Here is a 14,262-nt window from a genome sequence, read left to right on the forward strand (position 1 = left end):
GAAAATACGATGAGCGCAAAAGTCTGGCTGGTGGGTGCGGGTCCCGGCGACCCTGAATTACTGACCCTCAAAGCGGTTCGGGCCTTGAGGGAAGCGGATGTGGTGCTGATCGATGACCTGGTCAACGAAGCAGTGCTGGAGCACTGCCCGGGTGCGCGGATCATTGCGGTTGGCAAGCGCGGCGGCTGTCGCTCGACGCCTCAGGCCTTCATTCATCGGTTGATGCTGCGTTATGCCCGCCACGGCAAGTGCGTGGTGCGACTCAAGGGCGGTGATCCATGCATTTTTGGCCGCGGCGGCGAAGAAGCGCAGTGGCTGCGCGAGCGCGGGGTGGAGGTCGAGTTGGTCAATGGCATCACCGCCGGACTGGCGGGGGCGACGCAATGTGATATCCCCTTGACCCTGCGCGGCGTGGCACGCGGCGTGACACTGGTCACCGCCCACACTCAGGACGACAGCAGCCTGAACTGGCGAGCCTTGGCCCAGGGTGGCACGACACTGGTGATTTACATGGGCGTGGCGAAGCTGAGTGAGATCCGCGAGCAACTGCTGGCCGGTGGCATGGCAGCGGATACGCCGGTGGCGATGATTGAAAACGCTTCACTGCCACAGCAGCGCGAATGTCGGAGCGATCTGACAGCCATGGAAGAGGATGCCCACAGCTTCGAGCTCAAGAGCCCAGCGATACTGGTGATTGGTGCGGTGGCGGCCGGTGATCAGATCAAAAGATCGCAGCCTTTGGCAGCTCCTGCATGGGTTCGGCATACCGCTCTGTAGGAGCTGGCGCAGGCTGCGATCTTTTAAAAGCGACGACGAACCCAAGCGGAAACTCAAATCGCAGGCAAAGAAAAGCCCGGCCTAAGCCGGGCTTTTCCTGAGCTGCGGGCTAATTACTTAGCTTTAGCTTCAACCTGCGCTTCTACGCGACGGTTTACAGCGCGACCAGCTTCAGTTTTGTTGTCAGCAACTGGGCGGGATTCGCCGTAGCCAACAGACTGAACGCGGGACGATTCAACACCGTACTGGTTGGTCAGAACTTGTTTCACGGCGTTTGCACGACGCTCGGACAGTTTCTGGTTGTAAGCGTCAGGACCGACGGAGTCAGTGTGACCTTCAACAGTAGTGGTGGTGGATGGGTACTGTTTCATGAAATCAGCGAGGTTTTTGATGTCGCCGTAGCTGTTAGGCTTGACTACCGACTTGTCGAAGTCGAATTTCACGTCCAGCTCAACACGAACAACTTCAGCAACTGCTGGGCAGCCGTCAGCGTCAACAGTTACGTTGGCTGGGGTGTCCGGGCACTTGTCAACGTTGTCGCAAACGCCATCGTTGTCGCTGTCGGAGCAGACTTCAGCTGGTGCTGGAACTGGAGCAGCAGCAGGCTTGGAGCCGCCACCGAAGTTCACACCGATACCGACGCTTGGAGCCCACTCGGTGTCGCCCTGGTCGATGTTGTACTGAGCTTCAACGCCGGCACGAGCGTAGAAGTTGTCAGTGAAGTACAGCTTGGCACCGCCGCCAACGTTGGCGAAGGTGGAACGGTTACGACCGCCGGAGCCGTTCTGACCGATGCTCTGATCGGAGAAGCCAGCCGATACGTACGGACGCAGCATGTCGCCCGGGTTGTTGAAGTGGTACAGAGCGTCCAGAGCGGTGTTGGCGCCCTTGATGTTACGGCCGTCGTCGGAACGCACGTTGTGCACTTCGTCGTAGCCCAGACGCAGTTCAACGTCGTCGGTCAGGAAGTAACCAACCGAACCGCCGAACAGGTTGCCGTTGTTCTTGAAGTTACGAGCGCTGTCGAATTGTTCTTTCTTAGCGAAGCCTTCGATTTCAACTGCGCCTTGGCCTTGTGCCAGCGCGCCGAACGAAGTAGCGGCAATAAGAGAACCAATGGCAAAGCCCAAGGTGTTTTTCAGTTTCATCCGTTAAATCCCCATCTGGTGATTGTGAAGCAGTCCCGCAAACCGGGGGACAACTCGGCGGCAAGTCTATCAGAACTTGCCTACACGTAAGAGATATTTGCGCTGAACTAAGTTTCAGCAACGCCCGCAAATTTCTCACGCAATTTATCTAGAGCACGTTTGTAACGCATTTTTGTCGCACTCAAGCCCATATGCATGATGTCTGCGATCTCCTGAAACTCCAGCTCTGCGACAAATCGTAGCACCAGAATTTCACGGTCAATCGGGTTCACATACACCAGCCAGCGATCAAGTCCACCCTTATCCTCGGGTTTCGGCGCCTTTTCTTCAGACGCTTCCTCGAGGGGGTCCAGACTCAACGCGTCCATCAAGCGACGCTTTCGCCGTTCTTTCCGATACTGTGTGATGCATTCGTTGTACGTGATGCTGTAGAGCCACGTCTTGAACTTCGATTTCCCCTCGAAGTTCTTCAGGCCGTACAACACCTTCAACATCACTTCCTGACAGACATCGTCTGCGTCGCGATCGTTCCCAAGATACCGCGCACAGACGTTAAATAATGTTCGTTGGTAACGCCGCATCAGTTCTTCATAGGCGCGTGTTACGTGAAACAGCTCGGTATGCGAGCGCGCGACCAACTCCTCATCAGAGAGCTCGCGGGGGTCGTAGCGCGTGGAGAGCGATTGAGCTTTATTCAAAACAAGTCGGGCCGACAGTCAGGTCAATGTCCGCCGCAGCCCTTACAGGGCACTTTGCGGCGGCATACATTAGCAGGGTTTGCCGGGTTAGCGGCTACTCACATGCTGCTCCAGGAGGATCCGATTGGAGAGAGAGACTAGCTCACCCTCGTCGGTCAGCAATGTGGTTTTAACCGTGCCGATCTCTTCGATCTGACCTTCGACCTCGCCAACACGCACTTGTTGCCCAACCTGATACAACTCACGCACATAGATTCCCGCAAGAATCTGACCGGCAATTTCCCGGCTTCCCAAGCCCATGGCCAGCGCAACCGCCAGACCAACGGTAATCAAAACGATCACAATCACATGGTTGAGCAGGTCAGTCTTGACCTCCAACTGGCTGATCGCAACCGAGAGGCTGATGATAATCACCAGGCCTTGGGCAATCCGCCCCAGGCCCGACGCGTAATCCAGCCCTACCCCTTCTGCCGCCCCGCGCACCAGCCCATTGGCCAATTGCGCCAGCAACACACCTACCAACAACACCAGCGCGGCGCCAAATACTTTCGGCAAATACAGCGCAAGCATATCCAGCGTAGCTGAAACTCGCTCAAGTCCAAGGGATTCTGCGGCAGAAACCAGGAAAATAAGCAAAACAAACCAATAAACGATTTTGCCGATCAGGGTTGAAATAGGCACCTGAAGCCCGGCACGGGACAGCAACTTGGTCAAACCGGTGCCGCCCATCAGGCGATCAAGGCCCAGTTTGGCGAGCAATTTTGAGAGCAAGGTGTCCAGAAGCTTGGCGACGACAAAACCCAGCAGTAGGACAACCAGTGCCCCGAAGAGGTTCGGAATAAAATTCGCAATCTTGGTCCACAACGCAGTCATTGCTGTGACGAGGCTCTGAGTCCAGAGATCAAGTTCCATATTCAATCAGCCTTATCAGCAGTGCGAACGGTAGGTTTACGGTGGCGGGAGACCGGCGCGACGTGGGCCGATCCATTGTTCAAGGCAATCATCAGCGCGGGCAGCCAGCGGCCCAGCAGGCTGAACAGATCGCCGGCGCCGACCTGCCGGTTGGCGGTTTTCAGGACACGACCAAGGCACGCATCGTCGTCCCGAGTGGACGGAGATGCCTTGAGCATGTCACGCAAAGACTGTTCAAACGGATCGTGCATACGCACCTCTCGTGATGTCTGTGAAAGACGCGATCAATTTTGCCCGGGTCACATGGCTCATCATCACACCCAGCGCAAACGTCGGAATAACCACCACTGCCCGAGCGCCACCGACACCATCATCAGGCACGCAATCAGGAACCCATAAGGGCTGGCGGAGAACGGAATGCCACCGACGTTTATCCCCAAAAGACCGGTCAGAAAACTCATCGGCAAAAAGATCCCGGTGATGATCCCGAAGCGGTACATCGTGCGGTTCATGCGCACGCTCAAACGCCGGTCTTCGGCCTCCAGGACCAGCCCCACCCGCTCCCGGGTCAATTCCAGCTCCTCGAGATAGCGGGTCAGACTGTTGTTCAATTCGTTCCAGTAATCGCCGTCATCTTCGACAAACCAGGGCAGTTTTATCCGCGTCAGTTGTCCGAAAATATCCCGTTGCGGGGCCAGGAAACGTTTCAGCCCGGCCGCCCTGCGACGGATCTGCAAAATGGAACCATGCTCGGGTGTATACCGTTCGTCGGCATCCAGTTTTTCTTCTTCCTCATCGACCACTTCCGAGAGGCAAGCGACCAGATCCTGCACCTTGTTGGTGAGGTTCTGAGCCATATAAAGGATGAGTTCGGAGGCGGTTTTCGGCCCCTTGCCTTCCGCAAGCTGCACCAGCAACTCATCGGTGGCGCGCAACGGACGCAAACGCAGAGAAATCACCCGCTGGGCCGAAGCGAAGATGCGCACCGAAACCATATCCTCAGGCTCGGCGCCAGGATTGAGGTTCACACCGCGCAAAAATAGCAGCAGCTCGCTGTCGGAAAGCTGTAGAAGACGCGGACGGGTGTTTTCTTCAAGCAGCAGATCGCAGGTGAATTCGCTCAGACCGCTGGATTTACGCAGCCAGGTCTGGGTTTGCGGGTGACTGCGATCCCAATGCAGCCACAGGCTCTCATGGGCCTGCAGCTGCAATTCGTCGAGTTCAGTCCGGGCTATCGAACGCGCACCACCTTTTCCATCCAGCACCAGGGCATGCACCAGCCCCCACTGCGCGTTTTCTTCCTCGAACATCCTCACTCCATGCTTGCCACGAAAATGGGCATCGACGCGTTATTCAGGCATCTTCAGCGGGCTTGGCGAGATGATCACGCCGTTGTTGTCCGCATAAATGTAATGGCCTGGATGGAAGGTCACGCCGGCGAAGGTCACCGGAACGTTAATGTCACCAAGCCCGCGCCTGTCGGATTTTCTCGGATGGCTCGCGAGGGCCTGCACACCCAGATCGGTCTGCGCGAGGATATCGACGTCGCGGATGCACCCGTAGATCACCAGCCCTGCCCAACCGTTTTTCGAGGCTTTCTCGGCCAGCATGTCACCCAGCAACGCATGACGCAGGGAACCGCCACCGTCGACCACCAACACCTTGCCATCACCCTGGAGTTCGACTTGCTCTTTAACCCGCGAGTTGTCTTCGAAGCACTTGATGGTCACGATTTCGCCGCCGAAGGAATCACGGCCGCCGAAATTGCTGAACATCGGTTCCAGCACCTGTACCAATTCTGGATAGGCGTCGCACAGGTCAGGCGTAACGTAATGGTTCATCGAGAAACTCCTGTAAAGAGGAAGACAATCGAGGATGTCGCAAAGTGACCAAAAAAGCTCAATGCGTCATATCTTAGCCGCAAGCCGACCGGAGCGAAATGCCCTTGTTAGAGCACTGGGCTCAGACCGCCGTGGCCAAATCCGGCTTTTCGCCCAACAACGGCGTCTGTTGATCGGCCAGCCAGCGCGCGACCAATGGCCAGACTTCGGCTTGGGCGGCTTTGCTGATCAGCATTTCAACGTGACCGAAATTGTCACTGAAACCCTGCTCGCGCCCCAGGTTGATGAACTGCTTGTGCTCGGAACCGAGCTGATCAAACAGCTTGCGGCAAGCCCAGGCCGGGTCCTGATGGTCACCGGCCGCGCTCACGGCCAGTACTGGCAGCTCAACCTCGGCCAGACCGCCCCACCAATCCTTGTCAGCATCGCCAAAGCGTCCGAACAGGCCATACCAGCGCATGCTTTCCAGGGCCAGGCCAATCGGCTCGTCCTCCGGGCCGCGCTTGAGCCGTGAACCGGACAACTGGGCAAAGCGCTTGAGAATAAAACGCCCGCTCCACTCCACCGGCGGAATTTTCAGCGGCCAATAAGTGCGGCTGACCTGCGTACCGAAAAACGCCGCCGAGGCCACCACTGGTTCGCCGATGTACTGACCGCCCAACGCGGCGGCCAGGGTAATGCCGCCGAGGGAATGACCGATCCAGTGCGGGACTTGGCCACTTTGCTCGCGCACGAATGCACCAATGGCCGGCAGATCGTAACGGGCGTAGTCCGAGACGCGGTTCTTGCGGTAGTTCTGATTGCGTTGGGACAAGCCGTGACCGCGCATCTCCGGGATCCACACATCGAATCCCAGGCGCGTCAGATAGGCGCCCAGACCCAGGCCTTTGGGGGAAAACCAGAACCTGCGATTGGAAAAGCTGCCGTGCAGCAAAATCACCGGAACGCCGCGCGTGTCCGGGCCGTCCGCCATGCCCAGGCGTGTCACTGCCAGCTCGACGGTGCCGTCGGGGCTGTTGCCGGGTTTCAATCGATACACGTCTTCGCTCAGATCGCCGCGCCGCTCGGCGCTGATCAGGGCGACAGGAAATAGGTTGCTGCTGCTTTGCATAATGCTCTTGCACAAAAAAGGGCGGCATCCAGAGGAGCCCGCCCTACTTCAATCTCAAAAAACGGCTACCCCTTGTAGGCGCACAGCTTGCTGGCGATGGCGATTTTGAAGATGCCATCGCGGGCAAGCCACGCTCCTACAGGGAGCGGTCGTTCACACACCATCAGGCCGAAGCTTGACCTTCTGCCAGGAAGAACCAGGTTTCCAGGACGGAATCGGGGTTCAGCGAAACGCTTTCGATGCCCTGTTCCATCAGCCATTTGGCCAGGTCCGGGTGATCCGAAGGACCCTGACCGCAGATGCCGATGTACTTGCCCGCCTTGTTACAGGCCTGGATGGCATTGGCCAGCAGCTTCTTGACCGCCGGATTACGCTCGTCGAACAGGTGAGCGATGATCCCGGAGTCACGGTCCAGGCCCAAGGTCAGCTGGGTCAGGTCGTTGGAGCCGATGGAGAAGCCGTCGAAGAATTCGAGGAATTCTTCAGCCAGGATCGCGTTGGACGGCAGTTCGCACATCATGATGATGCGCAGACCGTTCTCACCGCGGGCCAGGCCGTTTTCCGCCAGCAGATCGATCACCTGGCTCGCTTCGCCCAGGGTACGGACGAACGGCACCATGATTTCAACGTTGGTCAGGCCCATCTCGTTGCGCACGCGTTTCAGCGCACGGCATTCGAGTTCGAAGCAATCGCGGAATGCTTCGCTGATGTAACGCGAGGCGCCACGGAAGCCCAGCATCGGGTTTTCTTCTTCCGGCTCGTAGAGTTTGCCGCCAATCAGGTTCGCGTATTCGTTGGACTTGAAGTCCGACAGACGCACGATGACCTTTTTCGGGGTAAACGCCGCAGCCAGGGTGCTGATGCCTTCGACCAGTTTGTCGACATAGAAGCCAACCGGATCGTCGTAACCGGCGATGCGCTTGTCGACGCTGTCCTTGATGTCCTGCGGCAGGCCGTCGTAGTTCAACAGCGCTTTGGGGTGAACACCGATCATGCGGTTGATGATGAACTCCAGGCGGGCCAGGCCCACACCGGCGTTCGGCAGTTGCGCGAAGTCGAATGCACGATCCGGGTTGCCGACGTTCATCATGATCTTGAACGGCAGATCAGGCATGGCGTCCACGGAGTTTTTCTTGATGTCGAAGCCCAGTTCGCCTTCGAAGATGTAACCGGTGTCGCCTTCGGCGCAGGAAACGGTCACGCCCTGGCCGTCTTTCAACAGCTGGGTGGCGTTGCCGCAACCGACCACGGCCGGAATGCCCAGCTCACGGGCGATGATCGCCGCGTGGCAGGTACGACCGCCACGGTTGGTGACGATGGCACTGGCGCGCTTCATGACCGGCTCCCAGTCCGGGTCGGTCATGTCGGATACAAGAACGTCGCCTGGCTGGACTTTGTCCATCTCGGACACGTCCTTGATGATGCGGACCTTGCCGGCGCCGATGCGCTGGCCAATGGCGCGACCTTCAACCAGCACAGTGCCGGTTTCTTTCAACAGGTAACGTTCCATGACGTTGGCCTGGGTGCGGCTCTTCACGGTTTCAGGACGGGCCTGAACGATGTAGAGCTTGCCGTCGTCGCCGTCCTTGGCCCATTCGATGTCCATCGGGCACTTGTAGTGCTTCTCGATGATCATCGCCTGCTTGGCCAGTTCGCTGACTTCGGCATCGGTCAGGCAGAAACGCGCGCGATCAGCCTTGTCCACGTCGATGGTCTTGACCGACTTGCCGGCCGTGGCCACTTCGCCGTAGATCATCTTGATGGCTTTGCTGCCCAGGTTGCGGCGCAGGATCGCTGGACGACCGGCTTCAAGGGTTTGCTTGTGGACGTAGAATTCGTCCGGGTTCACCGCGCCTTGTACGACGGTTTCGCCCAGGCCGTAGGCGCCGGTGATGAACACCACGTCACGGAAGCCCGATTCGGTATCGAGGGTGAACATCACGCCGGCGGTGCCGGTTTCGGAGCGGACCATGCGCTGCACACCGGCCGACAAGGCCACCAGCTTGTGATCGAAGCCCTGGTGGACGCGGTAGGAAATAGCGCGGTCGTTGAAGAGGGAGGCAAACACCTCTTTGGCGGCGCGAATGACGTTTTCGACACCACGGATGTTCAGGAAGGTTTCCTGCTGACCGGCGAAGGAAGCGTCCGGCAGGTCTTCGGCGGTAGCGGAAGAACGCACGGCCACGGCCATGTCAGGGTTGCCGGCCGACAGCGTGGCGAACGCGGTGCGGATCTCGGCGTTGAGTTTCTCGGGGAATTCGGCTTCCATGATCCATTTGCGGATCTGGGCGCCGGTCTTGGCCAGGGCGTTGACATCGTCGACGTCCAGGGCGTCGAGCGCGGCATGGATCTGATCGTTCAGGCCGCTCAGTTCCAGAAAATCACGATAAGCCTGAGCTGTCGTGGCGAAGCCACCGGGCACCGATACACCGGCACCTGCAAGGTTACTGATCATCTCGCCCAGGGATGCGTTCTTGCCCCCTACGTGCTCTACATCATGGACGCCGAGCTTATCGAGGGAAACTACGTACTCTACCAAGGTGATCTCTCCACTAACTGTGTTGGAAAAGCTCAGAAGCCGGCGGCTCGGGGGAGCATTGACCGGCTATATGGCCTGGACCTGGAAAATAAGTGAGAATGCGGGCCACTGGCGGCCGACAAATCGCGCCTATCATATCCAAGATTCGTTATTAGCTTAAGGCCCAAGGTGCAAATGAAACGATCTGCTTTCTTCATCTCCGATGGCACCGGCATTACAGCCGAAACCCTGGGTCAAAGCCTCTTGGCGCAGTTCGAAAACATTACCTTCAGCAAATTCACGCGGCCGTACATCGATAACGTCGATAAAGCGCGGGCCATGGTACAACAAATCAACAAGGCCGCCGAAACCGACGGTTTTCGGCCGATCATCTTCGACACCATCGTCAATCAAGACATCCGTGAGATCCTCGCAACGTCCAATGGTTTCATGATCGACATTTTCTCGACCTTCCTGGCGCCCCTTGAACAGGAACTGACCGAGCATTCTTCCTACACCGTCGGCAAGTCCCACTCCATTGGCAGCAGCACCAATTACATGGAACGGATCGAGGCGGTGAACTTCGCCCTCGACAACGACGACGGTGCGCGCACGCATTATTACGACAAGGCCGACCTGATCCTGGTGGGCGTGTCGCGATGTGGCAAGACGCCGACGTGCCTGTACATGGCGATGCAATTCGGCATCCGCGCGGCCAACTACCCGCTGACCGAAGACGATATGGAACGCCTGACCCTGCCCGCCGCCCTGCGCGCCCACCAGCACAAGCTGTTCGGCCTGACCATCGACCCTGACCGCCTCACCGCGATCCGCAACGAGCGCAAGCCCAACAGCCGCTATTCGAGCTATGCCCAGTGCGAGTTCGAAGTGCGTGAAGTGGAGAATCTGTTTCGCCGGGAGAACATTCCCCACATCAATTCCACGCATTTTTCGGTGGAAGAGATTTCGGCGAAGATCCTCGTGGAGAAAGGGGTTGAGCGGCGGTTCAAGTAGCCCTTCAGCGCCTGTGAGGGCGCCTTCGCGGGCAAGCATCGCTCCTACAGGAGCACGGCTTGCCCGCGATGAACGATTACACGGTTTCTGTTAATGCCTCCGCCAACGCTTCAAACCCCTGCAGCAACAACCGATCATCCCCCACCGAATTACACACACTCGCCCGAATGAACTGCGGCACCGCGCCATGCCCCACCGCAAACGCCTCGGCAGTCGCCACCAGATAATTCTTCTCCCTGAGCTCCGCCGCGATCTGCGACGCCCGCCATGGCTCTGGCACTTCGAGCCAGAAGTGTGGGCTATCGGGGTGGGTCTTGTAACTGACCTCTTTTAACACCCCGCTGACCCAGCGCTTGCGCCGATTGATTTCGGCAATCTGCTGCCCCAGCAACTGTTCGGCGATACCGTTTTCAATCCACGCCGTCGCCACTTCCATCGACAGCGGATTGGCCATCCAGCACGTCCCGCGTAGCGCGGCACTCAATCTTCCGATCAACGGCAGCGGCGCGTGCAGATAACCGACCCGCAAACCCGCCGAAACCGCCTTGCTCAAACTGCCGATCAGCACCGAACGCTCCGGCGCGAAATGGCTCAGCGGCAACGGTCGTTGTTGCGCCAGAACCGCATGGGCTTCGTCTTCGATGATCAGCAGGTTGTGCTGGCGACAGATCTCGGCAATCGCCTCGCGCCGTGGTACCGACATGACCGCCGCCGTAGGATTCTGGATCGTCGGCGTGCAGTACAACGCCGATATCCGATGATGCTGGCAAACGTCCGACAGCGCCTCGGGCAACAGTCCTTCGTCATCCATGCCGACCCCGATCAGCTTGATGCCGAGCATGCGTGCGACGCTGATCAGTCCGGGGTAGGTCAAATGCTCGGTCACCAAGGTGTCGCCGGGCTTGAGCAGCGCCATCAACACACAGAGCAAGCCGTGCTGACCACCATTGACGCAAATGACCTGCTCGGCGTTCGGAACGAATTCCTGGTGCCGTAACCAGTGAGCACCCGCCGCACGGTGGCGAGGCAATCCGCAATCGGCCGTATAGCCGCTGAGCAACTGCAAGGTGTTCGGATCACTGGCCATGGCCTGCAGGCTCTGACTCATAAAGTCAGCTTCCTGCCCCGGAATCGGCTGATTCCGACTCATATCGAAGAATGGCTGTGGCTCTTCGCTGACATTGCGAAAGCCAGCATCCCGCGGCCGTTCCATCCCCCTCTGACGCACATAAGTGCCATCTCCTACGCGGGCCACCACCAGCCCTACCCGTTCCAGCTCGCCATATGCGCGGCTGATGGTGCCGATGGTCACGCCCAGACTGTCCGCCAACAAACGGTGGGGCGGGAGTTTGCTGCCGGGCTCGATCAAGCCTTCGCCAATGCTTTTTTCCAGGGCTTCGGCCAGGCGCTTGTACTTCACGCCGCGCCCTTCAGCCAAGCCGACCCGCAGGATTGACACCGTGGCAATACTTACTTTGACAGTCATTTCCATCCCGAATAGCGTGTTTAAAACAGGTTCAATCAGGGATAGACCTTTTCCGTTATCAGGTCAATTGCGACGACCAGAGGAGCACGACCATGTCGATTGCCATCAGCACGCCTTCCATCGCGGGAAAACCCTGGTTGGCGGGGTTAATCACCAGCACTTTGTTCCTGATCGTGTGCTTGAGTTGGGGCACCACTTGGCTGGGGATCAAGATCGCCGTCGAAAGCGTGCCGCCCCTGACCGCCGCTGGCCTGCGCTTTCTGATCGCGTTCCCGCTGTTTTTGAGTTTCGCCTTACTGCGTCGCGAGCCGCTGCTGTTTCCACGGCAGAGTCGCTGGTTTTTCGTGTTCGTCACGCTGTCGTATTTCAGCCTGCCATATTACTTGCTCAACTACGGCGAACTGCATGTCTCGTCGGGGCTGACGGCGCTGCTGTTCAGTTGCATGCCGGTGTTCATCCTGATTTTTTCCGCGGTGTTCCTGCGGGAGAAAATCTACCCTTCGTAGGTGGTGGGCATCGCGATTGGCTTTGGCAGCTTGTTCATGATCATCCGCAGCCAAGGCCTGCACCTGGACCATGCCGAATTCTTCGGGATGCTGGCGATTCTGGCGGCAGCGGTGATGCATGCGCTGTGTTACGTGATTACCAAGAAACACGGCGCGGCGATCAGCGTGATCACTTACAACACGCTACCCATCGGCCTCGCGGGTCTGATGCTGTTTGTGGCGGGGCTGGGCGTTGAGACGCCGGTGTTCGGCGACATCACCGCACGCTCGTGGGGTGCCCTGCTCTACCTGGGACTGGTGGCATCGGTGGGCGGGTTTATCGTTTACTTTTTGCTGCTCAAGCGCCTGAGCCCGATCATTTTGTCGTTCGTGTTTATTATTTTTCCGGTGTTCGCGGTGGTGATTGGCGCGTGGTACGAGGGGCAGAGCCTGTCGCGGGAATTGATGGGGTATTCGGCGGTGCTGCTGGCGGGGTTTGCCATTACCAAATTGCCGGTTGAGAAATGGCTCAAACGCTGAGCACATCACCCCCTCTTCTATAGGAGCATGGCTTGCCCGCGATGGCGATCTCAAGGACGCCATCGCGGGCAAGCCTTGCTCCTACAGAACGAGGGTGTGTCAGATCACGAACAGGTCGACGAAGCGATTGACCGGGGTGGCTTCCAGTGCAGCCTGATCCTTGCACAACGCAAAGATCTCATTACTGCGCTGAGCGGTGAACCGCGTCGCCAGGTTGGCCTTGAACTTGTCCTCCAACAACGGAATGCCATCGGCACGGCGACGACGATGGCCGATCGGGTATTCGACCACCACGTTCTCAGTGCTGGAGCCATCCTTGAAAAACACCTGAATCGCATTGGCGATGGAACGCTTGTCGGCTTCCAGGTATTCGCGGGTGAAACGCGGCTCTTCAACGATGACCATTTTCTCGCGCAGCACGTCGATGATCGGGTGCGCGGCGTGGAAGTCGTCTTCGTATTGCTCGGCCACCAGATTGCCGAACGCCAGCGGCACGGCGGTCATGTACTGAATGCAATGGTCGCGGTCGGCGGCATTGGCCAGCGGGCCGACCTTGGAAATGATGCGGATCGCCGATTCGTGAGTGGTGATGACGATCTTGTCGATTTCGTGCAGGCGATTGCGCACCTGCGGGTGCAGGGTGACAGCGGCCTCGCAAGCGGTCTGCGCGTGGAATTCGGCGGGGAAACTGATCTTGAACAGCACGTTTTCCATCACGTAGCTGCCGTACTTGCGAGAGAAACTGAACGCGCGTTTGTCGTCGGGTTTGAGCGCCAGATCGTTGTTGGTGTGGCTGAACAACACGTCGTAGAAGCCCCACTGCTTGGCCGTCAGCACACCGGGGATGCCCATCTCGCCACGCATCGCGATGTCCGCCAGACGCACGCCCCGGCTGGAGGCATCACCTGCCGCCCAGGATTTGCGCGAGCCGGCGTTCGGCGCATGCCGATAGGTACGCAGCGCCTGGCCATCGGCAAACGCGTGGGACAGCGCCGACAACAACTGCTCACGATTGGCGCCCATGAGTTTGGCGGTAACGGCGGTCGAGGCGACTTTCACCAGCAACACGTGATCGAGTCCTACGCGGTTGAAGGAGTTTTCCAGCGCGATGACGCCTTGAATCTCGTGGGCCATGATCATCGCTTCCAGCACCGCGCGAATGGTCAGCGGCGCGTCGCCATTGGCCAGGCGTTTTTGCGAGAGGTGGTCGGCCACCGCGAGAATCCCGCCGAGGTTATCCGACGGATGACCCCACTCGGCGGCGAGCCAGGTGTCGTTGTAGTCGAGCCAGCGCACGATGCAGCCGATGTCCCATGCGGCTTTGACCGGATCGAGACGAAAAGGCGTGCCGGGGACACGGGCACCGAACGGCACGACGGTGCCTTCGACGATCGGGCCCAAGTGTTTGGTGCATTCGGGAAAGCGCAGGGCCAGCAGGCCACAGCCGAGGGTGTCCATCAGGCAGTTGCGGGCGGTGTCGAGTGCTTCGGTGGCCTCGATTTTGAAGGTGAGGACGTAGTCGGCAATGTCCTGCAGGACCGTGTCGTAGTCGGGGCGGTTGTTCTGGTCGACGTTGGTGCTCATGTTCGATTCACTCTTGCAGTGGTTCGTTGATGGGACCTCGGTTCAGGGCAAATCTCAGTCGGTTACAAGATTCTTATTGTTGAAATGCCGTCCTGTAGGAGCCAGGCTTGCCGGCGAAGGCGTCCGTTAAATCGCCTTCGCCGGCAAG

12 protein-coding genes and 1 pseudogene are annotated in these 14,262 nt (G+C 58.5%); 3 read left to right on the forward strand and 10 right to left on the reverse strand.

What is annotated here, in order from left to right; genetic code table 11:
• The first annotated feature begins 9 nt into the window (after window positions 1–9).
• A complete protein-coding gene (cobA, locus tag FQ192_RS22920; protein ID WP_149660580.1) occupies window positions 10–777 on the forward strand; it encodes a uroporphyrinogen-III C-methyltransferase in 768 nt (255 codons plus the stop codon).
• Between the two features lie 113 nt (window positions 778–890).
• Here the strand turns inward: cobA and FQ192_RS22925 are convergent, their stop codons facing one another.
• From FQ192_RS22925 to ppsA, 8 genes are all read right to left on the reverse strand, one after another.
• On the reverse strand, window positions 891–1,925 hold the full coding sequence (locus FQ192_RS22925) for an OmpA family protein (RefSeq protein ID WP_149660581.1): 1,035 nt from the start codon (window positions 1,923–1,925) through the stop codon (window positions 891–893).
• A gap of 107 nt (window positions 1,926–2,032) precedes the next feature.
• Complete coding sequence (gene sigX, locus FQ192_RS22930) at window positions 2,033–2,623, reverse strand: RNA polymerase sigma factor SigX (RefSeq protein WP_054054007.1); 591 nt, start codon at window positions 2,621–2,623, stop codon at window positions 2,033–2,035.
• Window positions 2,624–2,710: 87 nt separating this feature from the next.
• Window positions 2,711–3,535 (reverse strand): mechanosensitive ion channel domain-containing protein, encoded by an 825-nt coding sequence (locus FQ192_RS22935; RefSeq protein ID WP_149660582.1) that lies wholly within the window; start codon window positions 3,533–3,535, stop codon window positions 2,711–2,713.
• Window positions 3,536–3,537: 2 nt separating this feature from the next.
• Window positions 3,538–3,786 (reverse strand): hypothetical protein, encoded by a 249-nt coding sequence (locus tag FQ192_RS22940; protein ID WP_008146303.1) that lies wholly within the window; start codon window positions 3,784–3,786, stop codon window positions 3,538–3,540.
• A gap of 63 nt (window positions 3,787–3,849) precedes the next feature.
• Window positions 3,850–4,845, reverse strand: coding sequence for a zinc transporter ZntB (locus FQ192_RS22945; protein ID WP_149660583.1), 996 nt, complete (start codon window positions 4,843–4,845; stop codon window positions 3,850–3,852).
• A 39-nt stretch (window positions 4,846–4,884) separates the two neighbouring features.
• Window positions 4,885–5,376 carry a ribonuclease E activity regulator RraA gene (gene rraA, locus FQ192_RS22950; RefSeq protein WP_123512128.1) on the reverse strand — a complete coding sequence of 164 codons (492 nt, stop codon included), beginning with the start codon at window positions 5,374–5,376 and terminating at the stop codon, window positions 4,885–4,887.
• 121 nt (window positions 5,377–5,497) lie between these two features.
• Complete coding sequence (locus FQ192_RS22955) at window positions 5,498–6,487, reverse strand: alpha/beta fold hydrolase (RefSeq protein WP_149660584.1); 990 nt, start codon at window positions 6,485–6,487, stop codon at window positions 5,498–5,500.
• 163 nt (window positions 6,488–6,650) lie between these two features.
• Window positions 6,651–9,026, reverse strand: coding sequence for a phosphoenolpyruvate synthase (gene ppsA, locus FQ192_RS22960; protein WP_149660585.1), 2,376 nt, complete (start codon window positions 9,024–9,026; stop codon window positions 6,651–6,653).
• A gap of 174 nt (window positions 9,027–9,200) precedes the next feature.
• On the opposite strand from ppsA, the gene FQ192_RS22965 reads away from it, so the two are divergent.
• Window positions 9,201–10,019 carry a pyruvate, water dikinase regulatory protein gene (locus tag FQ192_RS22965; protein WP_133836694.1) on the forward strand — a complete coding sequence of 273 codons (819 nt, stop codon included), beginning with the start codon at window positions 9,201–9,203 and terminating at the stop codon, window positions 10,017–10,019.
• 76 nt (window positions 10,020–10,095) lie between these two features.
• On the opposite strand, the gene FQ192_RS22970 is transcribed toward FQ192_RS22965, so the two are convergent.
• Window positions 10,096–11,505: a PLP-dependent aminotransferase family protein gene (locus tag FQ192_RS22970; protein WP_149660586.1), complete on the reverse strand. Its 1,410-nt coding sequence runs from the start codon at window positions 11,503–11,505 to the stop codon at window positions 10,096–10,098.
• Between the two features lie 137 nt (window positions 11,506–11,642).
• Here FQ192_RS22970 and FQ192_RS22975 point away from each other — a divergent pair.
• Window positions 11,643–12,530: pseudogene (locus FQ192_RS22975) on the forward strand (DMT family transporter).
• A gap of 99 nt (window positions 12,531–12,629) precedes the next feature.
• Here FQ192_RS22975 and prpD read toward each other — a convergent pair.
• Window positions 12,630–14,114: a 2-methylcitrate dehydratase gene (prpD, locus tag FQ192_RS22980; RefSeq protein WP_149660587.1), complete on the reverse strand. Its 1,485-nt coding sequence runs from the start codon at window positions 14,112–14,114 to the stop codon at window positions 12,630–12,632.
• Window positions 14,115–14,262: the final 148 nt, after the last annotated feature.

The organism is Pseudomonas sp. ANT_J12 (assembly GCF_008370045.1).
Lineage (GTDB): Bacteria > Pseudomonadota > Gammaproteobacteria > Pseudomonadales > Pseudomonadaceae > Aquipseudomonas.

Coding starts and splice junctions, on each gene's coding strand:
- cobA (WP_149660580.1), top strand. CDS start 10: ATGAGCGCAAAAGTCTGGCTGGTGGGTGCGGGTCCCGGCGACCCTGAA.
- FQ192_RS22925 (WP_149660581.1), bottom strand. CDS start 1,925: ATGAAACTGAAAAACACCTTGGGCTTTGCCATTGGTTCTCTTATTGCC.
- FQ192_RS22935 (WP_149660582.1), bottom strand. CDS start 3,535: ATGGAACTTGATCTCTGGACTCAGAGCCTCGTCACAGCAATGACTGCG.
- FQ192_RS22940 (WP_008146303.1), bottom strand. CDS start 3,786: ATGCACGATCCGTTTGAACAGTCTTTGCGTGACATGCTCAAGGCATCT.
- FQ192_RS22945 (WP_149660583.1), bottom strand. CDS start 4,845: ATGTTCGAGGAAGAAAACGCGCAGTGGGGGCTGGTGCATGCCCTGGTG.
- rraA (WP_123512128.1), bottom strand. CDS start 5,376: ATGAACCATTACGTTACGCCTGACCTGTGCGACGCCTATCCAGAATTG.
- FQ192_RS22955 (WP_149660584.1), bottom strand. CDS start 6,487: ATGCAAAGCAGCAGCAACCTATTTCCTGTCGCCCTGATCAGCGCCGAG.
- FQ192_RS22965 (WP_133836694.1), top strand. CDS start 9,201: ATGAAACGATCTGCTTTCTTCATCTCCGATGGCACCGGCATTACAGCC.
- FQ192_RS22970 (WP_149660586.1), bottom strand. CDS start 11,505: ATGACTGTCAAAGTAAGTATTGCCACGGTGTCAATCCTGCGGGTCGGC.
- prpD (WP_149660587.1), bottom strand. CDS start 14,114: ATGAGCACCAACGTCGACCAGAACAACCGCCCCGACTACGACACGGTC.